The organism is Candidatus Andeanibacterium sp. (assembly GCF_057143545.1).
In genome coordinates this window covers 1-22500 of record NZ_DBNHSF010000169.1, presented here as the reverse complement: position 1 = coordinate 22500, position 22500 = coordinate 1, and the positions used below count along the sequence as shown (strand labels likewise).

Annotated in this window: 26 protein-coding genes and 1 tRNA gene; 17 read left to right on the top strand and 10 right to left on the bottom strand. The window is 64.1% G+C overall.

From position 1 onward, the window contains the following. Nucleotides 1-81 precede the first annotated feature (81 nt). Genes AC16XC_RS10010 through AC16XC_RS10000 form a run of 3 tightly spaced genes read left to right on the top strand, consistent with a single transcriptional unit; the run spans nt 82 to nt 3487 of the window. A complete protein-coding gene (locus AC16XC_RS10010; RefSeq protein WP_484034512.1) occupies nt 82-1029 on the top strand; it encodes an aspartyl protease family protein in 948 nt (315 codons plus the stop codon). Nucleotides 1030-1088: 59 nt separating this feature from the next. Next, the gene (locus AC16XC_RS10005; RefSeq protein ID WP_484034511.1) at nt 1089-2909 is read left to right on the top strand and encodes an ABCB family ABC transporter ATP-binding protein/permease; all 1821 of its coding nucleotides are present in this window, start codon (nt 1089-1091) and stop codon (nt 2907-2909) included. A 17-nt stretch (nt 2910-2926) separates the two neighbouring features. After that, a complete protein-coding gene (locus tag AC16XC_RS10000; RefSeq protein WP_484034510.1) occupies nt 2927-3487 on the top strand; it encodes a hypothetical protein in 561 nt (186 codons plus the stop codon). Between the two features lie 13 nt (nt 3488-3500). On the opposite strand, the gene hslU is transcribed toward AC16XC_RS10000, so the two are convergent. The 3 genes from hslU to AC16XC_RS09985 are packed head-to-tail and all read right to left on the bottom strand — an operon-like array spanning nt 3501 to nt 5889. Next, nucleotides 3501-4802, bottom strand: coding sequence for an ATP-dependent protease ATPase subunit HslU (gene hslU / locus AC16XC_RS09995; RefSeq protein ID WP_484034509.1), 1302 nt, complete (start codon nt 4800-4802; stop codon nt 3501-3503). 3 nt (nt 4803-4805) lie between these two features. Then, nucleotides 4806-5366, bottom strand: coding sequence for an ATP-dependent protease subunit HslV (gene hslV, locus AC16XC_RS09990; protein WP_484034508.1), 561 nt, complete (start codon nt 5364-5366; stop codon nt 4806-4808). A 58-nt stretch (nt 5367-5424) separates the two neighbouring features. Continuing rightward, nucleotides 5425-5889: an outer membrane protein assembly factor BamE gene (locus AC16XC_RS09985; RefSeq protein WP_484034507.1), complete on the bottom strand. Its 465-nt coding sequence runs from the start codon at nt 5887-5889 to the stop codon at nt 5425-5427. A gap of 158 nt (nt 5890-6047) precedes the next feature. Between AC16XC_RS09985 and AC16XC_RS09980 the strand changes: the two genes are divergently transcribed. From AC16XC_RS09980 to AC16XC_RS09970, 3 genes are all read left to right on the top strand, one after another. Continuing rightward, a complete protein-coding gene (locus tag AC16XC_RS09980; protein ID WP_484034506.1) occupies nt 6048-6560 on the top strand; it encodes a ubiquinol-cytochrome C chaperone family protein in 513 nt (170 codons plus the stop codon). Next, complete coding sequence (locus tag AC16XC_RS09975) at nt 6532-7080, top strand: YceD family protein (RefSeq protein WP_484034505.1); 549 nt, start codon at nt 6532-6534, stop codon at nt 7078-7080. The genes AC16XC_RS09980 and AC16XC_RS09975 overlap by 29 nt, the downstream gene beginning before the upstream one ends. 144 nt (nt 7081-7224) lie before the next feature. Further along, nucleotides 7225-7461, top strand: coding sequence for a hypothetical protein (locus AC16XC_RS09970; protein ID WP_484034504.1), 237 nt, complete (start codon nt 7225-7227; stop codon nt 7459-7461). A gap of 28 nt (nt 7462-7489) precedes the next feature. Here the strand turns inward: AC16XC_RS09970 and ssb are convergent, their stop codons facing one another. From ssb to AC16XC_RS09945, 5 genes are read right to left on the bottom strand one after another with little or no spacing between them, the layout of a single operon-like run. Continuing rightward, nucleotides 7490-7972, bottom strand: coding sequence for a single-stranded DNA-binding protein (gene ssb / locus AC16XC_RS09965; protein WP_484034503.1), 483 nt, complete (start codon nt 7970-7972; stop codon nt 7490-7492). A gap of 18 nt (nt 7973-7990) precedes the next feature. Beyond that, the gene (gene feoB / locus AC16XC_RS09960; RefSeq protein WP_484034502.1) at nt 7991-9844 is read right to left on the bottom strand and encodes a ferrous iron transporter B; all 1854 of its coding nucleotides are present in this window, start codon (nt 9842-9844) and stop codon (nt 7991-7993) included. Beyond that, nucleotides 9841-10083, bottom strand: coding sequence for a FeoA family protein (locus AC16XC_RS09955; RefSeq protein ID WP_484034501.1), 243 nt, complete (start codon nt 10081-10083; stop codon nt 9841-9843). The genes feoB and AC16XC_RS09955 overlap by 4 nt, the downstream gene beginning before the upstream one ends. A 53-nt stretch (nt 10084-10136) precedes the next feature. After that, nucleotides 10137-10790 (bottom strand): COQ9 family protein, encoded by a 654-nt coding sequence (locus AC16XC_RS09950; protein WP_484034500.1) that lies wholly within the window; start codon nt 10788-10790, stop codon nt 10137-10139. 3 nt (nt 10791-10793) lie between these two features. After that, nucleotides 10794-11414 (bottom strand): ankyrin repeat domain-containing protein, encoded by a 621-nt coding sequence (locus tag AC16XC_RS09945; protein WP_484034499.1) that lies wholly within the window; start codon nt 11412-11414, stop codon nt 10794-10796. A gap of 62 nt (nt 11415-11476) precedes the next feature. Between AC16XC_RS09945 and AC16XC_RS09940 the strand changes: the two genes are divergently transcribed. From AC16XC_RS09940 to AC16XC_RS09910, 7 genes are all read left to right on the top strand, one after another. Then, nucleotides 11477-12079, top strand: a complete 603-nt coding sequence (locus tag AC16XC_RS09940) for an SCO family protein (protein WP_484034498.1) — start codon at nt 11477-11479, stop codon at nt 12077-12079. Beyond that, nucleotides 12067-12540 (top strand): YcgN family cysteine cluster protein, encoded by a 474-nt coding sequence (locus AC16XC_RS09935; protein ID WP_484034497.1) that lies wholly within the window; start codon nt 12067-12069, stop codon nt 12538-12540. Before AC16XC_RS09940 ends, AC16XC_RS09935 begins: the two co-directional genes overlap by 13 nt. Continuing rightward, nucleotides 12537-13259, top strand: a complete 723-nt coding sequence (locus tag AC16XC_RS09930; RefSeq protein WP_484034496.1) for a M48 family metallopeptidase — start codon at nt 12537-12539, stop codon at nt 13257-13259. The genes AC16XC_RS09935 and AC16XC_RS09930 overlap by 4 nt, the downstream gene beginning before the upstream one ends. A 63-nt stretch (nt 13260-13322) precedes the next feature. Then, on the top strand, nt 13323-13814 hold the full coding sequence (locus AC16XC_RS09925; RefSeq protein WP_484034495.1) for a DUF4402 domain-containing protein: 492 nt from the start codon (nt 13323-13325) through the stop codon (nt 13812-13814). Nucleotides 13815-13880: 66 nt separating this feature from the next. Beyond that, on the top strand, nt 13881-14351 hold the full coding sequence (locus AC16XC_RS09920) for a hypothetical protein (RefSeq protein WP_484034494.1): 471 nt from the start codon (nt 13881-13883) through the stop codon (nt 14349-14351). Beyond that, entirely contained in the window at nt 14338-15300 is a 963-nt protein-coding gene (gene ribD / locus AC16XC_RS09915) for a bifunctional diaminohydroxyphosphoribosylaminopyrimidine deaminase/5-amino-6-(5-phosphoribosylamino)uracil reductase RibD (protein ID WP_484034493.1), read from the top strand. The genes AC16XC_RS09920 and ribD overlap by 14 nt, the downstream gene beginning before the upstream one ends. Further along, nucleotides 15300-15923 carry a riboflavin synthase gene (locus tag AC16XC_RS09910; RefSeq protein WP_484034492.1) on the top strand — a complete coding sequence of 208 codons (624 nt, stop codon included), beginning with the start codon at nt 15300-15302 and terminating at the stop codon, nt 15921-15923. The genes ribD and AC16XC_RS09910 overlap by 1 nt, the downstream gene beginning before the upstream one ends. Here AC16XC_RS09910 and AC16XC_RS09905 read toward each other — a convergent pair. Both AC16XC_RS09905 and AC16XC_RS09900 read right to left on the bottom strand, forming a co-directional pair. Continuing rightward, nucleotides 15920-17095, bottom strand: coding sequence for an amino acid aminotransferase (locus tag AC16XC_RS09905; RefSeq protein WP_484034491.1), 1176 nt, complete (start codon nt 17093-17095; stop codon nt 15920-15922). The two genes, AC16XC_RS09910 and AC16XC_RS09905, sit on opposite strands and share 4 nt — an antisense overlap. A gap of 72 nt (nt 17096-17167) precedes the next feature. Next, nucleotides 17168-17959 carry a DUF1134 domain-containing protein gene (locus AC16XC_RS09900; RefSeq protein ID WP_484034490.1) on the bottom strand — a complete coding sequence of 264 codons (792 nt, stop codon included), beginning with the start codon at nt 17957-17959 and terminating at the stop codon, nt 17168-17170. A gap of 219 nt (nt 17960-18178) precedes the next feature. Between AC16XC_RS09900 and AC16XC_RS09895 the strand changes: the two genes are divergently transcribed. From AC16XC_RS09895 to AC16XC_RS09880, 4 genes are all read left to right on the top strand, one after another. Continuing rightward, a tRNA-Ser gene (locus AC16XC_RS09895) sits at nt 18179-18271 on the top strand. Nucleotides 18272-18473: 202 nt separating this feature from the next. After that, a complete protein-coding gene (locus tag AC16XC_RS09890) occupies nt 18474-20072 on the top strand; it encodes a GMC family oxidoreductase (protein ID WP_484034489.1) in 1599 nt (532 codons plus the stop codon). Nucleotides 20073-20248: 176 nt separating this feature from the next. Continuing rightward, nucleotides 20249-20764: a MarR family winged helix-turn-helix transcriptional regulator gene (locus tag AC16XC_RS09885; RefSeq protein WP_484034488.1), complete on the top strand. Its 516-nt coding sequence runs from the start codon at nt 20249-20251 to the stop codon at nt 20762-20764. A gap of 64 nt (nt 20765-20828) precedes the next feature. Beyond that, nucleotides 20829-22500: thiamine pyrophosphate-requiring protein (locus AC16XC_RS09880; RefSeq protein WP_484034487.1), on the top strand; the 1672-nt coding region annotated here is incomplete at its 3' end.

The window sequence follows — 22500 nt, the reverse complement described above, 5'->3', positions numbered from 1 at the left end:
ATGCATTGGGGATTCGCACTCTGGTGTGATATGATGAATTGTCTGAGGTCCGCGCCACGGACCCATATCGGGAGAACGGAAATGAGAAGCCTGATCATGGCTTCGGCCGCATTGGTATCGCTGGGCTATGCCGCTCCGGCAGCGACCCAGGATATCAACGAAGCTATCGACGACATCGAGATCGAGGTCCTCGACCTCGATCGCGAGAAGCATAACCGCCTGACGCTGCCGGTCCTGATCGACGGCCAGGGGCCGTTCGACATGGTGGTCGATACGGGCGCCGAATCCACCATCGTAACGCGCGCCCTTGCCACGCGCCTTGGCCTCACCGATCTGCGCCCCGCAACCCTGGTCGGCATGGCCAGCCGAAGGGAGATCGAAGTCGCGCAAGTGATGGAATTCACGCTGGGCAAGAGCGTGTTCGATATCGAGACCGTGCCGGTGATCGACGACGGCAATGTCGGCTCGGCCGACGGCATCCTCGGGATCGACAGCCTCCAGGGCCGCCGCGTGCTGTTCGATTTCGAAGATCGGACGATCAGCGTGACATCGGGCGAAGATCGCGGTTCGCGCGCTGGCTTTGAAATCGTCGTCAAGGCGCGCAAGGAATTGGGCCAGCTGATCATCACCGACGCAAGAGTGAACGGCATCAAGACCAATGTGATCGTCAGCACGGGCGCGGAAGGCAGCGTCGGCAATCTGGCATTGAAGAACAGGCTGCGCGGCCGGCAGGTCGGCAGTGCGCAGATGACCGATGTCAACGGAGTCGAGGAATCGAGCGAACTGACCCTGGTCCGCGATCTGGAGATCGGGCGCGGCAGGATCAGCAATTTTCCGATCGCGTTTGTCGATTCGCCGACCTTCGAGGCACTCGGCATCGGCGACGAACCGGCGATGGTGCTGGGCATCGGCGAACTTCGCCTGTTCGACCGCGTAGCGATCGATTTCGAGGACAATCGCGTCATGTTCGACCTTCCGCGCGGCCCCCGCTGGATCGAGACCGTTCAGGCTTCGCGCCTCAACCCCTGAGGTTCGCGCCGCGCGGCCAGGCATTGCCCTTTGGCCTTTGAACCCCCAATTGCGGGGCGATGCCGCCGCACCGCAATCAGGGGACCGATTTCAGCAAGCACGCCGACTGGCGCGTCGTCCGGCGGTTCCTCCCCTATCTCTGGTCCAATAAGCGCGCGAACCTGAGGCTGCGGATAACCGGTGCCGTGCTGCTGATCCTCGCGGCCAAGGTGACGGTGCTGTCCATGCCCTATGCCTTGCGCGGGGCGATCAACTCCATGGCGACGCCGGCCATGGAAGCGCTGTGGGCGGCGCTTTCGCTGGTGATCGCATATGCCGCGGCGCGCTTCGCCACCGTCCTGTTCGACAATCTGCGCAACATGGTGTTCGAGCGGATCGGGCAGGGCGCGGTGCAGATGCTGACCGAGGATGTGTTCGAGCGGCTCCATCGGCTGAGCCTGCGCTTCCATCTCTCGCGCCGTACCGGCGAGGTCACCAAGATCATCGAGCGTGGAACCAAGAGCATCAACACCATGCTCTATTTCCTGCTCTTCAATATCGCTCCGACCCTGATCGAGCTGATCGCGGTCGGCGTGATCTTCTATCTCAATTTCGGGATCGAGCTGGTGATCGCGACCTTCGTGACGGTGGCGATCTATATCACCCTGACCAGCCTGATCACCAATTGGCGGGCAAGGCTGCGCCAGCAAATGAACGAACTCGACGGTCAGGCGCTGGCGCGCGCGGTCGACTCACTGCTCAATTACGAGACCGTCAAGTATTTCGGTGCCGAAAGGCGCGAGCAGGAACGCTACTCCAAGGCAGCGGAGGCCTACATGCTGGCCGCGACCAAGAGCGAGAACTCGCTGGCGCTCCTCAATATCAGCCAGGCGGTGGTGACCAACCTGCTGATGGGCGGTGCGATGGCCTTCACCGTCTATGGCTGGTTCGAAGGCCGGCTCAGCGTCGGCGACCTGGTTTTCGTCAACACATACCTGATGCAGCTGTTCCGGCCGCTCGACTTCCTCGGCATGGTCTATCGCACGATCCGCCAGGGCCTGATCGACATGGCGCAGATGTTCCAGCTGATCGACACCGAAGTCGAAGTGGAAGACGCGCCGGGCGCGCCCGCGCTCATAGTCAGGCGCCCGACCGTGACCTTCGAGAACGTCGTATTCGGCTATGAGCGCAACCGCGAAATCCTCCACGGGCTGAGCTTCGAGGTCGAGGCCGGCCAGCGGGTCGCGATTGTCGGGCCATCGGGCGCGGGCAAATCGACCATCGGACGGCTGCTGTTCCGCTTCTACGATCCCTGGCAGGGCAGGATCCTGATCGACGGACAGGATATCGCCCAGGTCACGCAGGAGAGCTTGCGCTCCGTGATCGGGATCGTCCCGCAGGACAGCGTGCTGTTCAACGATACGATCGGCTACAATATCGCCTATGGCCGCGACGGTGCGAGCGAGGCCGAAGTAATCGAGGCAGCCCGGGGTGCAGCGATCCTGCCGTTCATCGAGCAGCTGCCGGAGGGCTTTGACACGCAAGTCGGCGAGCGCGGGCTCAAGCTGTCGGGCGGCGAGAAACAGCGGGTCGCGATCGCCCGAACCCTGGTCAAGAATCCGCCGATCCTGCTGCTCGACGAAGCGACCAGCGCGCTCGACACGCGGACCGAACGGGAAATCCTCACCACGCTGCGCAATATCTCGGAAAACCGCACCACGATCTCGATTGCGCATCGCCTTTCGACGATCGCGGACTCGGATTTGATCCACGTCATGCACAATGGCGAAATTGTGGAGCATGGAACGCATATCGAGTTGCTGCGGGTCGACGGGCTTTATGCCGAAATGTGGGCGCGCCAGGCGGCGGAAACGGATATAGCGGACGAGGCCGCCGAATGAGCGGCAGGAGGAAGGCGATGAACCGACTGCATCTGAAATTCGTGATGACGCCCTTGGCAGCAAGCGCAGCCATGCTTGTCTCGACCGCCAATGCCACCGATCCGATCGTGGCCGTCGCCAATATCCGCCAGATCATGCAGCAGGGGATCAACGCCTCGACCATGGAGGTCTGGGATGTCGGCAACAATGCGATGAACGAGGAAGGCGGGATCGATCCCGAGCAGATGACGCCCGAAAGCTGGGCGCGGCTCGAAACCGCGGCCGAAGGTCTTAAGGCATCCGCGCTCGAAATGTACAATGCCGAGGCCTTCCTCGCCGCCTCGCCGGAGGACATGCCCGAGCAGGACGCTCCCGGCGTGGTCTCGATGGAGGATGTGCAGCGCTTCATCGATGCCGACCACGATGCGTTCCGGGCGGCGGCCAAGGGCCTCGCCGATCATTCCGATCTCCTGATTGCGGCCGCGCGCAACCGCGACGCATCGGCTGCAGGCGATCTGGTCGCGCAGCTCGACCAGGTGTGCGAGGTGTGCCACGCGCAGTTCTGGTATCCCGAGCAGAACGTGCTGGCACGCCGGTGACTGGCGGCCCGTTCTAGAGGATATATTTCGACAGGTCGGTATTGCCCGCCAGTTCGCCGAGCTTCTCGCGCACATAATCGGCGTCGATCTTCACCGTTTCGCCCTTGCGGTCCTCGGCTTCAAAGCTCAATTCCTCGAGCAGCTTTTCCATTACCGTCTGCAGGCGGCGGGCGCCGATATTCTCGACACTCTCGTTCACTTGCGCGGCGATCCGGGCGACTTCCTCCACCGCGTCAGCGGTAAAGTCGAGCGTCACTTCCTCGGTCCCAATCAGCGCCTTGTACTGTTCGACCAGGTTCGCCTTGGTCTCTGACAGGATGCGGACAAAATCCTCTTCGGTAAGCGACCTCAGCTCGACCCGGATCGGCAGCCGTCCCTGGAGTTCGGGGAGCATGTCCGAGGGCTTGGCGACATGGAACGCGCCCGAGGCAATGAACAGCACATGGTCGGTCTTCATCGGACCGTATTTGGTAGCGACCGTGGTGCCCTCGATCAGCGGCAGCAGATCGCGCTGGACCCCCTCACGGCTGACCGAACCGCCGCGCACATCGGAGACCGCGATCTTGTCGATCTCGTCGAGGAAGACGATTCCGTTGGTTTCGGCATTGGCTAGCGCGACCCGGGCGACGTCGTCCTGGTCCATGCGCTTTTCTGCTTCCTCTTCGACCAGCTTGTCCCACGCATCGGGAACCTTGAGCTTGCGCCGCTTGAGGTTCTGGCGGCCGAACGCCTTGCCCATCATTTCGGAGAGGTCGATCATCCCGACGTTCCCGCCCATTCCGGGAATATCCATCATTTTCGACGGCGCGTCGGCGACTTCGATCTCGACCTCGACTTCGTTCATCGCGTTCTGCACGATCCGCTGGCGGAAACTCTCGCGGGTCGCCTCTGAAGCGTTGTCGCCCACCAGCGCGGTCAGCAGCCGGTCCATCGCCGCTTTCGACGCCGCTTCACGGACCGCCTCGCGGCGGCGATCCTTCTCCAGCCGGATGGCTTCCTCGGCAAGATCGCGGGCGATCTGTTCCACGTCGCGCCCGACATAGCCGATCTCGGTGAACTTGGTCGCTTCGACCTTGACGAACGGCGCTTCGGCCAGTTTGGCAAGGCGGCGGCTGATTTCGGTCTTGCCGCAGCCGGTCGGCCCGATCATCAATATGTTCTTTGGCGTCACCTCGTCGCGCAAATCGGGACTGAGCCGCTGGCGCCGCCAGCGATTCCTCAGCGCGACGGCGACCGCGCGCTTGGCGTCCTTCTGGCCAATTATGTGCTCGTCGAGCGCGGCGACAATCGCCTTGGGAGTCAAATTGTCGATCATCGGTCAGACAGTCTCGATCGTGACCTGATTATTGGTGAAGACACACACTTCGGCTGCGACTTCCATCGCCCGCCGGGCGATCTTTTCGGCATCGTCTTCATAGGGATCGAGCGCACGGGCCGCGGAAAGCGCATAATTCCCACCCGAACCGATCGCGGCGACTCCGCCTTCAGGTTCGAGCACGTCGCCATTGCCGGTGATCACCAGCAATTTTTCATGGTCGGCGACGATCATCATCGCCTCCAGGTTGCGGAGATATTTGTCGGTCCGCCAGTCCTTCGCCAGTTCGACCGCCGAGCGCAGCAACTGGCCCTGAAATTGTTCGAGCTTGCGCTCGAGCCGCTCGAACAGGGTGAAGGCATCGGCAGTTGCCCCGGCGAACCCCCCGATCACCTTGCCATCGTCTCCGATCCGGCGGACCTTCCTGGCATTGGGCTTCATCACCGTGTTGCCCATCGACACCTGGCCATCGCCCGCGATCACGGTCTTGCCGCCCTTCTTGACGCCGATGATGGTGGTGCCATGCCACTGGATCATGCCGTGGCTGTCGCGTGAATTTTTCATGCGCAGGAATATGGGCGCTTATCGGGATTGCTTCAAGCGCGGCGCGGGACTGCCCGGCCTAGCTGCCCCCGGGGCCGGCCGCACCGCCGCCGAAGCTGCCGACCTGCCCGATATTGCCGAACAGATCCTCGAGGAATCCCCGCTCCTTGCCGAGCGTCGGGGTCTTGTCGCCCTCGGGGCTGAGATAGGCGACCTGGTCGATCCCCAGAACGTTGACCGAACTGACATTGCCGTTGCTGTCGAACTTGATTTCGAGCGCCGCGTGCTGACGAATCTTCGGGCGCGTGAAGGGCTTCTGCGAAGTGGTGCTCGAGATATAATACCAGGTCGGTTCGCCGAACTGGCTCGTGAAAGTCGGGTGGCCCAGCGTTCCTTCGACCGAGGTCTGGTTGTCGATCCCGGGCTGGACCGCGTCGATCAGCGTCGGGTCGGAAATATAGCCGCGATGGTCGGCGATCGAGCTGCAGCCCGCAACAAGCGCCCCCGCTGCCAGTCCTGTCCAGATCCGCAAGCCCTTGCGCATGACCTTAAAATCTCCGCTTCGCCTGCCGTCCTGCCCATTGTGCCGGAGCGGCCAAAGTTCTATCGGCGCGAGCCTTAGGGTGAAGCGCGCGCCGGCGCAATGCCGCTTGCGGATGCGCGATTGAATTCCGCCTGAACAAAAAAGGGCCCCAGCCGACGATGACATTCCTGTCCCGCCTGTTCGGAAATTCCGCAGACCCGCGCGAGGAGTTGCGCGGACTGTGGCACCGCATCGTCGAAGTCGCCCGCGAGCGGCAATGGTATTCGGAACTGGGGGTGGCAGACACGGTCGAAGGGCGCTTCGAGATGATCGTGGCCGTGCTTTCGCTGGTGCTGATCCGGATGGAAAGCGATGAAAGCCTGACCCGGACGTCGGTGCTCCTCACCGAACTGTTCGTGGAGGACATGGACGGGCAATTGCGCCAGCGCGGCATAGGCGACCTGGTCATGGGCAAGCACATCGGAAGGCTGGTTTCGGCGCTGGGCGGGAGGCTTGGCGCCTATCGTGCAGCGCTGGCGCAGCCAGGCAATCGGGCGCTGGCCGCGGCGGTCGCTCGCAATTTCGACCTTCCCGAAAGCAAAGAGGGTGCGGACCTCGCTCAGGCCCTGCGCGATCGCTCCGGACGCCTGGCAAGGATCGCCAATGACGACCTGCTGGCCGGGAAATTCTAGTACGATGGACCTGCCCGAATTCTCACGCATGATCGCGATCCGCCAGATCGACGCGCGGCGGCACAGGCTTGTGGCGAGCGAACAGGAATGCGCAGCGCTGGCGCAGCGTTTCGGGCTGGTGGAAGTGAAAAGTCTCTCCGCCGAACTCGAACTCGAACGCCAGGGCGAGGAAATTGCCGTCAGCGGGTCGATGGACGCAGCGATCGTCCAGAGCTGCGCGGTCACCGGAGAGGACCTTCCGGTCGCAATTCACGAGGAACTGGCGTTCCGCTTCGTGCCCGAGCACAGGGCCGAGGCCGGACCGGACGAGGAAATCGAACTCGAGGCCAACGACCTCGACGAGATTCCCTATGCCGGCGACTCGATCGATATCGGCGAGGCCGTGGCGCAAAGCCTCGCGCTGGCAATCGATCCCTATGCGATTGGACCCGGCGCCGAGGAAGTCCGCAAGCAGGCCGGGCTTCTCGACGAGGCTCTATCCGGACCCTTCGCCGCGCTCAGGTCGCTCAAGCAGGATTGAAGGGACTCACTTCCGCGCATCGAGGAAACAGCAATGCCGGTGGATATTCCCGGCCTGCCGGTTGACCGGATTGCCCCCTCCATCGCTAAGCCATTTACTTCTCATCACGTGCAGCGATATCAACGCCGCAGCGGAGCCGACCCGATGTACGAATTCATACCCGATGGCCAGGCGGCCCGAGTGCTGATCCCACTGGGCCTGGCATTGATCGCGGCGGCGATCATGCTGGTGGCCTGGCATCGGATCCGATCGCGGCGGGCCCGGACAGCCTTGCGCACGACCCTGGTCAGATACAAGGTCTGGGACTGGATTACCGGAATCACCGGCTCACGGCAAAGGCGGCTCACCTACGAGCCGGAAAGCAAGCGCGGCAAGGACTGAATCCAAGGCCGGGCTGTCCGGCAAACGATCAGAAGGGAATATCGTCGTCGAGATCGTCGGCGAAACCGCCGCGGTCCTGTGAACCGCCGCCACTCGACGAGCCTCCGCCCCGGTCGCCATTGTCCCAGCCTCCGCCGCCCGAGCGCTGCCCTCCGCCGCCGGGTGCGCCGTCGAGCATGGTCATCGTTCCGCCGACCCCGACCGAGACCTCGGTGGTGTAGCGGTCGTTACCCGATTGGTCCTGCCACTTGCGAGTGCGCAGTTGGCCTTCGATGTAGACCTTGCTGCCCTTGCGCAGGTATTTCTCGGCGACGCCGACCAACCCGTCGGACTGCAGCACGACATTGTGCCACTCGGTCTTTTCCTTGCGTTCGCCGGTGTTGCGGTCCTTCCAGCTTTCCGAGGTGGCGACGCGCAAATTGGCGATCCTCCCACCATTCGCAAAGGTCTTGACCTCCGGGTCTGCCCCCAGATTGCCGATCAGCATTACCTTGTTGAGTGAACCGGCCATCGAATTTCCTCTCCCGGGCTACAGACCGAGCGCCATGGCGCTCCAATAGGTGATTCCCGCAAAGGTGTAGGCGAGCGCGAACAGGTAAAGCAACATGAACAAGGGCCATTTCCAACCATTCGTCTCCCGCCGCGCGACCGCGATCGTCGAAAGACATTGCGGGGCGAACACGAACCAGGCGAGGAAGGCCAGCGCCATTGGCAGGGTCCAGCGCGCCGAGAGCTGGTCGCCAAGCGCCCGGGCGGTCTGCTCCTCGTCGTCCGAGGCTACGGCATAGGTCGTCGCCAGCGAGGAAACCGCCACTTCGCGCGCGGCCATCGCCGGGATCAGCGCCAGCGCCATGTCGCGATCGAAGCCGATCGGTTCGACCACCACCGCGAGGCCATTGGCCAGCTGGCCGGCAATCGAGGCATCGACCTGGTTCTCGCCCGGCGCTGCCTTGGGGAAAGTCAGCAACAGCCACAGCACCACTGTGACCATAAAGATGATCGTCCCCGCCCGGCGCAGGAACACCCAGGCGCGTTGCCACAAGCCGATCAGGATGTCCGTCAGGCGGGGGAGCTGGTATTTCGGCAGCTCCATGATGAAGCCCGAGGCAGCGCCCTTGGTCACCGAGCGCCGCAGGACCAGCGCGACAGCCATCGCGCCGACGATCCCGGCGACGTAGAGCGCGAACAGGACCAGCCCCTGCAATCCTATCCCGGGCCCGACCGTCGTGGCGGGAATGAAGGCAGCGATGATCACCGCATAGACCGGGAGCCGCGCGGAACAGGTCATCAGTGGGGCAATCAGGATCGTGGTCAGCCGGTCCTTGGGATCGGCGATGCTCCTGGTCGCCATGATCCCCGGGATCGCACAGGCGAAGCTCGACAGCAGCGGAATGAAGCTGCGCCCCGAAAGGCCGACATAGGCCATCAGCCGGTCCATGATGAATGCCGCCCGGGCCATGTAGCCGGTCGCTTCCATCACCAGGATGAAGGCGAACAGGATCACGATCTGCGGCAGGAACACCACCACCGAGCCGACACCTGAAAGGATGCCCTCGGTCAGGAGATCGCGCAGGAAGCCTGCCGGAAGATTGGCGAGCGACAATTCGATCAGCACGCCGACCCCGGCATCGAGCGCATCGGCAAATGGGGTCGCCCAGGCGAACACCGCCTGGAAGATCACGAACAGCAGCGCGAACAGGATCGGCGGGCCGAGCCAGGGATGCAGCAGGACCTTGTCGAGCCGCGCATGCAGGCGATGCTGGGCCGTCTCGGACAGAATCGCGCCCTTGGCGATATTGCTCGCCGCCAACCGTCGTTCGGGTAAAGTGAGATGCGGGCGCTTGTGGGCCTGCGGATCTCGTTCGGCCCGGGCCTCGGCCGCCGAGATCGCCTCGACCAGTTCGGAAAGGCCCCTGCGTCGCACCGCGACGGTCGACACCACCGGGACGCCAAGCGCCTCCTGCAATGCTGCGGGATCGAGCACCAGCCCGTCGCGTTCGGCGAGGTCGACCATGTTGAGCGCGACGATCGTCGGCCGCCCCAGTTCGATGACCTCCTGCGCGAATACGAGATGTTGCTCGATATTCGAGGCGTCGATCACCACGATCAGCACTTCGGGCCGGGCCTCTCCGGCGAATTCGCCGAACACGACCTTGCGGGTGACTTCCTCGTCGGGACTCGTCGCATCGAAGCCGTAGCTTCCGGGCAGGTCGATCAGTTCGACCGGCTCGCCGGAAGGCAGGATCAGCCGCCCCGCCTTGCGTTCGACCGTCACCCCCGGATAGTTGGCGATCTTCTGCCGCGCCCCGGTCAGTGCATTGAACAGCGCGCTCTTGCCGGCATTCGGATTGCCGACCAGCGCCGCGGTCCGCAGGCGGCTCATGCCAATACCTCTACGGTCATTGCGCGGGCGTGCGAGCGCCGCAAGGCGACGGTCATCCGCCCGATCTCGATCGCAATCGGATCGCTCCCGGCAAACACTCCGCGATGGGCGATCGCCACTTCCGCTCCCTCATCGATCCCGAGCGCACGCAGCCGCTGGCCTTCCTCGGGCGCGAGCCGGCGCCAGTCGACCGCGACAATGCGGGCCTTTTGACTGCGGGGAAGGGTGTCGAGCGTCATCTCCGGCCCGCTGCCAGAACCTTCCACTAATTGCAACTAATTCGCATTAGGAATTAACGCGCGGGATAGCGCAGGCGGCCGAGGAAGCGGGTAACCGAAAATCCGTCGCGCTGCTTGAGCAATCGGGCCTTGGCCTTCTCGAATTTCATCACCCCTTCGATCCGGCGATCGAGAAAGGCGCGGGTTTCGGCCTTGCCCTCGCTCTCGTCGCCGACAAACACCGCCAGCGTCGCGGCATAGATCGAGGCGAGGATCGCCCGCTTCGTATAGTGATTGTAATCCGCTGCGGTATCGCCAGCGAGCCGCCACATCAGGTCGGCGCTGTTCCAGCCGAGCCTGAGCGCGCGTGCGGCATTCTGCGGCATGGCCATGATCGCCTGGGCGCGGCGCAGCGCCTCTTCCTTGCCTGCCACGCATTCGAGCCGGAACTGGACCAGCGCGCGAATGCGTTCGCGGATCGGCATCGCAGCCAGGACTTCGACCGAGAAGGCCTCCTTCATTCGCGCATCGACACTCGCGGCCCACGCCGCGATCATGTCCATCGCGCCGCCGGGAAAAGCCAGGCGCGCGACAGCGGGATCGATCCCTATCGGCATAGCGGCATGCTCTACCGCCCGTTCGCTCCACCCGTCGAAGCCGGCCGCATCCGCTATCAGCGGCGCGAGCCTTGCGCGGATCTCGTCGAGCGTAAGATCGGCCGTATCCATCGATCAGAAAGTGGGCCCGTAGGAATTGGCGCCTTCGCGCTCGTTTTCCGGCTTCTGGTTCTGCTCGATCTCGGCAACCAGCTGGCTGTTAGGGCCATCGAGCAAGGCATAATCGCGCGCGGTGCGGCCGGAATTGTCGGTCCGGTCGGGGTCGGCCCCGGCTTTGAGCAGCACGCGCATGATCGCAACGTCGCGCTTGTGCACAGCGGCGATGAGGGGCGTCTCGCCGGTCGAGTTGGCGATGTCGACCCTGGCCCCTGCCTTGATCAGCGCCTCCGCCGCATCGGTCAGGCCCAGTTGCGCAGCGAGCACCAGCGGAGTGACACCGTTTACATCGCGAATGTCGGGATTGGCCTTTTGCTGGAGCAGGAACCGGACCCACGTCAAATCCCGGCGCTTGACCGCGATGTGCAGGCCCGTCTCGCCGGTCGTCAGGTCGCGCGAATTCACGAGTGTCGATCCCGGCGCGCTGAGCAGCTCGACCACCTTCTCGCCATCCTTCTCCTTCACCGCCTGGAGGAACTGGTACTGATCGGAATATTGCGCCTGTGCCGGCGCGGCGAAAACCAGCGCGCCTGCCGCTGCTGCGATTGAAATGCGGTGGATGCGGCTTCCCCGTGCCACTTGCTTCTCCTGATTGTTCATTCGGCGTGACTATGCTCTTGCCGCAACTGCGTTAGCAGAGCATGAACCGCCACGCCATGTTGAAAGCCTGCCTGACAGCCATTTCCGCTGCCCTCCTCCTGGTATCATGCGGCAATCCGGAAGCGGCCAACGCCCCTCCACTCGCCGGTGCAGCGATCGGCGGACCCTTCACCCTCACCGATACGCAAGGCAAGCAGGTCAGCTGGTCGGACTTCGCCGGCAAGTATCGCGTGGTCTATTTCGGCTATGCCTATTGTCCCGATGTCTGCCCGCTCGACGTCCAGCGGATCATGAAGGGGTACAGCCTGTTCAAGGAACGCGAACCGGAACTCGCCGTCCAGGTCCAGCCGATCTTCATCAGCGTGGATCCCCAGCGCGATACTCCCGCAGTGATGGCCGAATTCCTCTCGAATTTTCCCGGCGGCATGATCGGCCTTACCGGTCCGGTCGAGCAGGTGGACGCCGCGGCCAAGGCCTTCGGCGTGTGGGTCCAGCGCGAGGAGCCGAACGAAGAGGGCGGCTATCTCGTCAACCACACCAACATCACCTATTTGATGGGGCGCGAGGGCGAACCGATCGCGGTCCTGCCGGTCGATGAGGGCCCCGAAGCAATTGCTGCAGAGCTCGAACGATGGACAGGCTGACCGGCGGCGAATTGCGCTATCGCTTCTGGGAGTTGCCCCTGCCGGAACTCAGGCGCGCCGAATGGGAAGCGCTGTGCGACGGCTGCGGCCGATGTTGCCTGCACAAGATCGAAGATGCCGACAGCGGCGCAATCAGCGGCACCAATGTCGCCTGCAAGCTGCTCGACACAAGGACCGCGCGCTGCAGCGACTATCGCAACCGCAAGGCCCATGTCCCCGATTGCCTGCGGTTGACCTTGAAGATCGTCAACGAGGTTCCCTGGCTGCCGGAAACCTGCGCCTATCGGCGCCGCGCCGAAGGCAAGCCGCTGCCGGGCTGGCACTATCTCGTCTCGGGCGACCGGGAGGCGGTGGTCCGGGCGGGCGTGTCGGTGATCGGCCGCACGATCAGCGAGACCAGGGCCGGGCCGCTCGAGCATCATATCGTCGACTGGCCGGATCAAGCGGCAGCGGGACAATGATCGACTGGCTGAGACGATCGGCTACAGAGCCCAGCATCGCCCTCGCCGGTCGCGAAATGCCGATCGCGATCAGGCGCCATGCGCGCGCCAAGCGAATGACCCTGCGCCTCGCTCCGGATGGCAGCGAAGTGCGGGTGACCTTGCCGCGCTGGGGCAGGACCGCCGACGCAATGGAATTTGCCGCACGCCGGCGCGACTGGCTCGAAGCGCAACTTGTGAGGATCCCGCGATCCAGCCCGCCCGCTCCGGGCGGAATTGTCGCGTTTCGCGGCGAGGAGCTGGAGATCGACTGGCAACCCAAGGCGCTGCGGAGACCCGAGAGAAACGGGAGCGCAATCCGCCTCGGCGGGCCGCAGGAGACGATTGCACGACGGCTCCAGCGCTGGCTCGAGCAGGAAGCGCTTGGCTTGCTCGAACAGGACGTTGCCCTCTATTGCGGCCGGGCCGGATGCGAAGCTCGACCGGTCCGGCTTTCGCGCGCGCAACGACGCTGGGGAAGCTGCGCGGGAGACGGAACGATCCGGATCAACTGGCGGCTGGTCCAGGCGCCCGACCATGTCCGGCGTTCGGTCGTCGCCCACGAAGTCGCGCATCTGCGACATTTCGACCATTCGGCGCAATTCCATGCCCTGCTCGACACGATTTTCGAAGGCGATATTCGTGCTGCCAATCAATGGCTTAAAGACCACGGGCGCCAGCTTTATGCAGCCTTCGGCTAGTTCCTAACCCGTTGTTAACCCTGTTCCTCCACATCCGTCAGGATGGGTCGAACCGTACTCGCCTTGGCGACCGCACTAGTCATGGTCACGGCGCCTTCGCAGGCCGCGGAGGAGGCCGGCTGCAAGCTGTGCGAGGATGCGCGCCAGGAACGCCAACTCGCCCCGCTGCAGGTGCAGGTCGTCAGCGGGCTCGAATTCAGCAAGCTGGCGTTGCTCAACAAGGGTGACGGCGAGGTCGAACTCGACCCGGTCACCGAGCGGAAGATAACCCGCCAGAACCTGATCGACCTCGGCGGCAACGCATTCAAGGGCCGCGCAATCATCACCGGCGAGCCGTTCGAACCGGTTTCGATCGAAATGCCCGCCAGCGTGATGCTGTTCAGCGCCGGTGGCGCGGAAGCGGAAGTGACCGACTTCGTGACCGACCTCGCCGATTTCCCGGTGCTCGACGAAAACGGCAAGCTCGAATTCGCCTTTGGCGGCAGACTCATGACCCGCAAGGCCGGTACCGGGACATTTCGCGGCCGGATTCCGATCAGGGTCGACTATAACTGACCCCATTGCGCCCGATAAGGCCAAATACGCTGGCGGATTCGCCATCCAGCCCCTACATTCACGATTATGAGATTCTGGCGGGAGATATCGCCCACTGGCGCGGTGCAGGATTTTGCCGCGGTCTGGAGGAGCAATCCTTATCGCTGGCGGGTGCTGGCGGTTTCGATCGCCGCGACCGCGATCTTTTTCTATGTCCTGATCCCCAAAAGCGAGCGCGCACCCCCAAGACCGTTCGAAATCACCTACATCTCGACCTTCGAGGACGGCCGGAGCGACGATCAAATCCTGTCCGAGAACGTCCAGTACCAGAAGCTCAAGGAAGAGCGCGAAGCGCTTCAACAGCAGCGCGAGCAGATTCGCCGCGATGCGGCCGCGGCGATCGGCCGGGCCACCGGCCTCGATGTCGATTCGATGCAGCGCGAAGCCGACGCGGAGCAGGCGCTGGAAGCGCAGGAGTTGGAAGAGCGGAGGGCCGTAGCGCAGGCACGTGCCGAGGCGACCCTGCGCGAGCGGAACCTCACGGTTGGCGGCCAGTAGCGACGACCATCGCTGGCTCTATGCGGCAGCAGCGCTGGCGCTGCGCGGCCGCCCGGCCAGCCGGCCAAACCCTTCCGTCGGCGCAATCCTGGTCAAGGACGGGATCGTCGTCGGGCGTGGCTGGACCCGGCCCGGCGGGCGCCCCCATGCCGAAGCTGTCGCATTGGCCCAGGCGGGCGACGCGGCGCGCGGTGCAACCGCCTATGTCAGCCTCGAGCCTTGCGCGCATCAAAGCCCGCGCGGTCCGCGTTGCAGCGACCTGCTGGTCGAGGCGGGCGTCGCTCGCGCCGTGATCGGCGTGCTCGATCCGGATCCAAGGACGGCAGGCGACGGAATTGCCAGGATGGAGGCCGGCGGGATCGGCTGCGAGCTTGCGGAATGCATGGCCTGCCGGGCCAGCCTTGCCGGTTATCTGTCGCAACGCGAGAAGCGCCGGCCATTCGTCACCCTCAAGCTCGCGCTGACGGCCGACGGGTTCATCGCCCGCAGCGACGGGGCCAGCAAATGGATCACCGGCGAGGAGGCGCGCGCGCATGCCCATGTCGAGCGCGCGATGAGCGATGCGATCCTGGTTGGCGGCGGAACCCTGCGAGCGGACGATCCGAGGCTCGATGTCAGGCTCGAAGGGCTGGAACAGCGCAGCCCCGAACGCTGGGTGTTGACGCGCGGGGCAGCGCCCGAGGGCTGGCGGTCCATCGACACGCCGGACGCGATTTCGCGGATGAGCAACATCCAGTACCTGTTCGTCGAAGGCGGCGCGCAAACCGCCGCTTCCTTGCTCGAAGCCGGTCTGGTCGACCGGCTGCTGGTCTATCGCGCGCCGATCGAATTCGGCGAGGGAATCCCCGCATTTTCGGATCCCGCGCCCGACGGCGTCCCCGCAGGATGGAAATTGGCCGACCGGCGCCAGCTTGGCAGCGACACCCTCTCCATCTATGAGCGCGGCTGATGTTTACCGGTATCGTCACCGCCATCGGCACAGTCACCGCGAGCGAACAGCGCGGCGATCTGCGCGTGACGATTGCCTGCCCCTACGATCCGGATACGATCGACATCGGAGCCTCGATCTCGTGTTCGGGCGCCTGCATGACGGTGGTCGACAAAGGCGGCAAGGCAGGCGACGCCTGGTTCGCAATCGACGTCTCAGGCGAAAGCGTTTCGCGCACGGCGGCAGGCATGTGGAAGGAAGGCAATGCCGTCAATCTCGAGCAGCCCCTCAAGCTGGGCGACGAGTTGGGCGGGCATATCGTCACCGGCCATGTCGACGCGGTTGGCGAAGTGGCGCGGCTTGAGGCCGAGGGCGATTCGATCCGGCTCACGATAGTCGCTCCGGCGGAGCTTGCGCCGTTCATCGCACCCAAGGGCTCGATCGCGGTCGATGGCGTTTCATTGACGGTCAACGAAGTCGCCGACCAGGCCGACGGTTCGGTGAGGTTCGGACTCAACATCATCCCGCATACTGCCCATGTCACGACGTTGGGCAAGCTCGACCAGGGCGACAAGGTCAATCTCGAGATCGACACATTGGCCCGCTATCTCAAGCGGATGCAGGACCTCGCAGCGCTTGCTTAAGCGGTCACTTCTGCCAGCGCGGAAATGAACTTATCGATATTGCCCGTCGTCAGCCCGGCGATGTTGATCCGCCCCGAACCGGCCATGTAGATTGCGTGATCCTCGCGCAATTGCTGGATCTGCTCCGTCGACAGGGCGAGGACCGAGAACAGCCCGTTCTGCATGCCCACCGGCGTCAGGTCGAGTGAACCAACCGTGCCCGCTGCGGCCAGTCGATCGCGCACCTGACGCATGCGGGCGCGCATCGTGTCGAGTTCGTCGGTCCACATGTCGACCAGTTCGGGATCACGCAGCACCAGCCGGACGGCGGCCGCGCCGTGATCGGGCGGCATCGACCAGGTCGCGCGCGCGAAGGCATGGCCGTTCGACATGATCGCGCCGACCTGCCCGGCATCCTGGGCCATCACATAGACTGCGCCGACGCGGTCGCGATAAAGCCCGAAATTCTTGTCGCAGCTGTAGGCGACGATCGCTTCGGGCACCGCGGCCAGCACCGCTCGCACACCATAGGCATCCTCTTCCATCCCGTAGCCGAGGCCTTGGTAAGCAAGATCGAGCAGCGGCAGGATGCCGCTATCCGCCAGCAGCGCCGCGATCTCGTCCCATTCCGCATGGGTGTAATCGATTCCGGTCGGGTTGTGACAACAGCCGTGAAGCAACACGGCATCGCCCCGCTCGGCATCGCGAATCGCCACGCGCAGCGCATCCATGTCGGCGCTGCCGCGCAACCCGGCATGCTTGAACTCCGCCAACTCCAGGTCGAGATCCTTGAGAATCTGCGCATGGTTAGGCCAGCTGGGCGTGCCCATCCAGACCTTGCCGACGCCGGCCCGCTTGGCCAGTGCAACCGCCAGCCGCACTGCGCCCGTCCCGCCCGGAGTTTGCATGCCTTCGATCCGTCCGCCCTTGGTCGGGTCTTCCCCGAAAATATAGGGCATCAGCGCATGGACGAAGCCCATATCGCCTTCCGGGCCGAGATAGGACTTGGACTCCTGTTCATCGACCAGCTTCTGTTCGGCCGCCTTGATTGCACCGAATACCGGGGTGTCGCCCTGCCCGGTGCGATAGACCCCCACCCCGAGGTCGATCTTGTCGGGCCGTTCGTCGGCGCCATAGAGTTTGATCAGCGCAAGCAGCGCATCGGGCGGCTGTTGTTGCAGTGTTTCGAGCATAGCGCGCGCTCCTTGGCGAGCGCGGCGCGCAACATCAAGATCGAATTGGCGAAGCCGCCAAAAATGCGGTGGTCAGAAGGGCAGCCAGCGCTGCTTGTGCGAGAATTTCATGTAGCCGACATTGAGACCGAGCCGCAGCCCCGCACCAACCCTGACCGGCACCAGCACGACATCGCCGCGCCGCAGATAGCTGACATGGAAGCCGCCGATGAAGTAGGCCTGCCCTTCTCCTTGCCCGAAAGTCTCGAACAAATCTTCGCTGTCGTGGAGATTGTAGACCAGCACGAAGGTGCTCGCGGCATTGGCCCCGACATCGATCCCGAGCGAAGGGCCGCGCCAATAGACCGGCTGGGTGCCTTCGATCTTGTGATAGAGCGTGCCTGAGCCGTAGCGCGCGCCGAACACGAATGCGCCGCCGCCTTCGCGCCCGACGATATAGCCATTGGGCTCGCCCTGCTTGGCCAGGATGTCTTCGATCACGCCGGCAAGGCCCTGTGCGCCCTTGCCGAACAGTCCTTCCGCCGCGCCGACCAGGTCGTCCTGCTGGTATGTGTCACCTTCGCCAACTGCCGCCGGGGGCGCTTCTCCCACTGGCCCCGAATTGACCGCGGGCGCCGGATTGCCGGGCTGGTAGCCGTAATCGCTCTCGGCGGACGCGACCTGATAGGGTGCGGGAGGGAGTTCGGCGACAGGTGTCGGGCGATAATCGGAAGCGGGCGGCAGGGTGGCAAAGCCATCGTCATAGGCGGCGCTTGGATCGATGGTCTCGATCTCGGCGGCTGCGGGCACAGCGCCGGTCATGGCGAAGCAGGCCAGCACTACCAGCGTCATCCGGCGCAGCGTAGCGATCACGACAGCTTCCATGGCGATTGCCCTCCTCCGGCCGATCCCTTCAAACCGGAGAAAAGAATCCTCCGCGCCTGAAGCGGCAATGAACAAACGGCCAACCGAGTCCGATTTGCGGTGAAGCGAGTCCGCCGGTTGCCCGGCCAGAGCAGGGAGCAATGATTCGTACCCGCGGCAGATATGCTTGCCGCCTCCCCTGCCCCCCGTTATAGCGCGCGCCCTGTGCCGCTGCGTTCCGGAGACGTGGGTGAGTGGCTGAAACCAGCGGTTTGCTAAACCGCCATACTGGAACTACCGGTATCGAGGGTTCGAATCCCTCCGTCTCCGCCAGCAGTCGTCCCTGATAGGGGTGAATGATGGCGGATATGCGAGCGGTGGACGAACCCTTGGTTCGGAGTCGGGGCGCCGCAAGGCGCGTAGACGTCTGGAGCGAAGCGAAAGACAATCGCTCCGTCTCCACCAGCAGCCCTTCGCTCCACGCTTGATCTTTGCCGCTTTGGGCTGGCATGCCCGTCGACGAACAGGAGAGCGGATGGAACCAGATATCATCGTCATCGGCGGCGGGTCTGCAGGCTGCGCCGTGGCTGGTCGCCTGGCGCAGCAGGGGCACCGGGTGACCCTGCTTGAGGCCGGCAAGTCGAACGACGACATCCGCGCCAAGGTCCCGGCGCTGATGGCGAAGCTGGTGCAGAACCCCGAATTCGACTGGTGCTATTTCTGCGAACCCGACCCTTCGGTCGGCGGGCGTCCGGGCCCGTGGCCGGCGGGCAAGCGGCTGGGCGGCGGCAGCACCATCAACGGGATGATGTATATCCGCGGCCATCGCTGGGATTACGACAACTGGGCGGCGCTGGGCGCAACCGGCTGGGACTACGCATCCGTCCTGCCCTTCTTCAAGCGGATCGAAGACAACGAGCGCGGGGCCAATCGTTGGCGCGGCACCGGCGGGCCGATTGCTGTGTCCGAATGCCGCAGCCGCTACCCGATCGCGGACAAGTGGATCGAAGCCGTGGTCGAGGCGGGATATCCGCGTTCGCCCGATCTCAATGGCGAACTTGCCGAAGGGGCCGATCATATCCAGCTTTCGCAAAGGCTTGGCTGGCGCAGCACCACGGCCAATTATCTCGAGGGGTTAGGCGGAAAGGAAAAGCCCGGAGTCCTGCTCGAAGCCGAAGTGCAGAAGATCGAGGTCGAGGACGGCCGCGCTGCCGGGGTCACGTTTCGCCGCGGCGGCCAGGTCGAATCGATCCGGTCGAAATACGGCGTGGTGCTCAGCGCGGGGGCGCTCAACACGCCGCGTCTTTTGATGTTGTCGGGGATCGGACCGGGCGAACATTTGCGCGAGGCCGGGGTCGATGTCGTGCTCGACCTGCCGGGCGTGGGCCGCAACCTGCAGGACCATTCGGGCGTACACCTGATCAATTCGGTCAGGGCGCACACGCTCAACAACGATGCCAATGGCTGGCGGGCGCCGCTCCAACTAATCAAGATGGCGTTTGGCCGCGGCGCGCTGACCACCGGGATCGGCCATGCCCAGGCGTTCGTGAGGAGCCGGGAAGGCCTGCCCGCGCCCAACCTCCAGCTCGCCTTCTCTGCCTTCAGCTTCGAAGTCACGCCGCAGGGCAATGTCGTGCTCAGTCCCGAAAGCTCGACCGCCTGCTTCGTCGGGCTGATGCGGCCAAGCCATCGCGGGAGCATCCGCCTGCGCGGGCCGGACCCCGCAGCCCCGCCGCTGATCGAACACCAGCTGCTTGGCAGCGACGACGATGTCGAGCAACTGGTCGAGGGGCTCGGCATCGCGCGCCGGATCATGCGGCAAGCGGCAATCGCGCCGCTGGTCAAGGCGGAACAACGGCCGGGGTATGAGGCGGATACGCAGGAGCAACTGCGCGACTATGTCCGGACCTGGACGATGTCGATGTACCACCCGGTTGGCACCGCGAAGATGGGCGCGGACGACGATCCGCTGGCGGTGCTAGATCCCGGCCTCGCGCTGCGCGAAATCAAGGGTCTGTGGGTGGCCGACGCTTCGGTCATGCCCGCGATCCCGCAGGGCAACACGAACGCCACCTGCATCATGATCGGCGAAAAGGCGGCCGACCTGGTCGGCCGGACGGTCCGGGACGGCTGAGACAGCGGCCTTTCGAGGCCGGGCACAAGGCCCAGATTTGCTTCGATTCCAGTGGATTGAACGTCCCTTTGCAAGCTAATAGTTGCAATTCGAGTGAATTCGCCCAATGTAGGCCGCGAACGTTCGTCGCGCAGTTACCAGCCGCCGCCAAGCGGACTTGCCACAGGAACAAGCAGATGGATTCGGCAGTGGGGGAAATGTCCCGCGCAAAGCACGGGAACAGCTACGAACTGTATCGCGATGGCGAGACCACGCCTGCCATGCTGGCGACGATCCGAATCGTCCTCGCCGCCCGCCGGTGGCGGGCGATTCTCGATGACCGGTTGCGGCCGTCTGGCCAGAGCGCCGCGCGCATGGAGGCGATGTCGGCGATCCTCAAGACCCCTGGCACGAAGCCGCAGGTCGAGATCGCCAAACGCCTCAGGATCGAAGGGCCGACCCTTACCCGGATGCTCGACACGCTCGAGAAGGATGGGCTGGTCGAACGCCTGCCCGATCCCAACGATCGCCGGACCAAGCAATTGCGCTTGACCGGGAAGGGCGAAAGGACCCTCGAGGAGATCTTCGAGATTGCTGCCGGCCTGCGCGCGCGCCTGTTCGACGGAATCGATATCGGTGACCTCGAGAAGGTCAATGCGATCCTCGGCGAAGTGCTCGACCGGCTCGATGGCGGATTGCGCGACCCCGAATGATGCTCCCGCAATTGCGTAGGTAGAGCTTTTCCATTAGCCGCCTCCCAAGGAAACGGGAGACAATATGAGAACCGGCAAAGGCGATCCGGGACAGCAGGTCCACGAGAACGGCACCGTTGCCGACGCCATTGCCGCCGTGCTCAAGCGCGAAGGCGTCGAGATCGTGTTCGGCTATCCCCGCAACCAGATCCTCGAAGCCGCTGCGCGGATCGATATCCGCACCGTTATCGTACGCCAGGAACGCACCGGCATGCACATGGCCGATGCCGTCTCGCGCATGAGCAAGGGCGAGAAGATCGGCGTGTTCGTGATGCAGCAGGGACCCGGCGCGGAGAACGCGATGGGCGGGGTCGCTCAGGCCTTTGCCGAGAGCGTCCCGGTGCTGGTGCTGCCGCAGGGCTATGCCCTGTCGCAGATGTATGTCCCGTTCAATTTCAACTCGACCCGCTCGATGGCGAGCTATGCCAAGCATGCCGAGCCGCTGACATCGGGCGGCGAAGTTGTCCCGGTGCTGCGCCGCGCCTTCTCGATGCTGCGCAACGGCCGCCCGCAACCGGTGGTGATCGAACTGCCCTATGACGTGCTCGACAAGCCTTTCACCGGGACGATGGATTACGTGCCGGGCAAGGTATTGACGAGCCAGCCTTCGCAAACGGAGATCGATGCCGCGGCGGACCTGCTGGTCGCGGCGCAGAACCCGGCGATCTATGCCGGGCAGGGAATCCATTGGTCGGAGGCCTATGCCGAACTCCAGGCGCTAGCCGAGCATCTCGCCATCCCGGTCATGACCAGCCTGCCGGGCAAGAGCACATTCGACGAAACCCATCCATTGGCGCTCGGTTCGGGCGGCAACGGGATCAATGGTTGCGTCGCCAAGTGGCTGGCCGAGTGCGACCTTTTGTTCGGCGTGGGCTGTTCCTTCACCGCGACGAGCTTCGGCCTTGCGATCCCGCCCGGCAAGCGCGTGATCCACGCGACACTCGACCCGCTCGACATCGACAAATCGGTGCCCTCGGAAGTCGCGCTGGTTGGCGACGCGAAATTGACTCTCGCCGCGCTTTTCGAGGCAGTGAAGCGCCCCGTTCCCGAGCCGCGCGATTGCGCTCCGGTTGCCGCCCGGATCAAGGCGGTCGAGGCGCAATGGTTCGCCAAATGGGAAGCCAAATGCACCCAGGACTGCTCGCCGCTCTCGCCCTACCGGGTGCTGTGGGACCTGCAGCAGGTGCTCGATGTCGCCAACACCATCGTCACCCACGATGCCGGTTCGCCGCGCGACCAGCTGGTGCCGTTCTGGAAGAGCAGCACGCCGCATTCCTATATCGGCTGGGGCAAGTCGACCCAGCTCGGCTATGGCCTCGGCCTTGCCATGGGCGCCAAGCTCGCCTGCCCCGACAGGCTGTGTGTCAATGTCTGGGGCGATGCAGCGATTGGCTTCACCGGAACCGACCTCGAAACCGCGGCGCGCGAAAGGATTCCGATCCTCTCGATCCTGCTCAACAACGAAGCGATGGCGATCGAACTGCCGATCATGCCGGTGGCGACCGAGAAATATCGCGCTACCGACATTTCAGGGAATTACGCAGCATTTGCGCAGTCGCTCGGCTGCTATGGCGAGCGCGTGACCGAGGCTTCCGAAATCGTTCCGGCGATTAAGCGCGCACTCGCAGCGATCGAGAACGGCCAACCGGCGCTGCTCGAATTCATCACCGAGAAGGAAACCGAGATTTCCAGGGGAT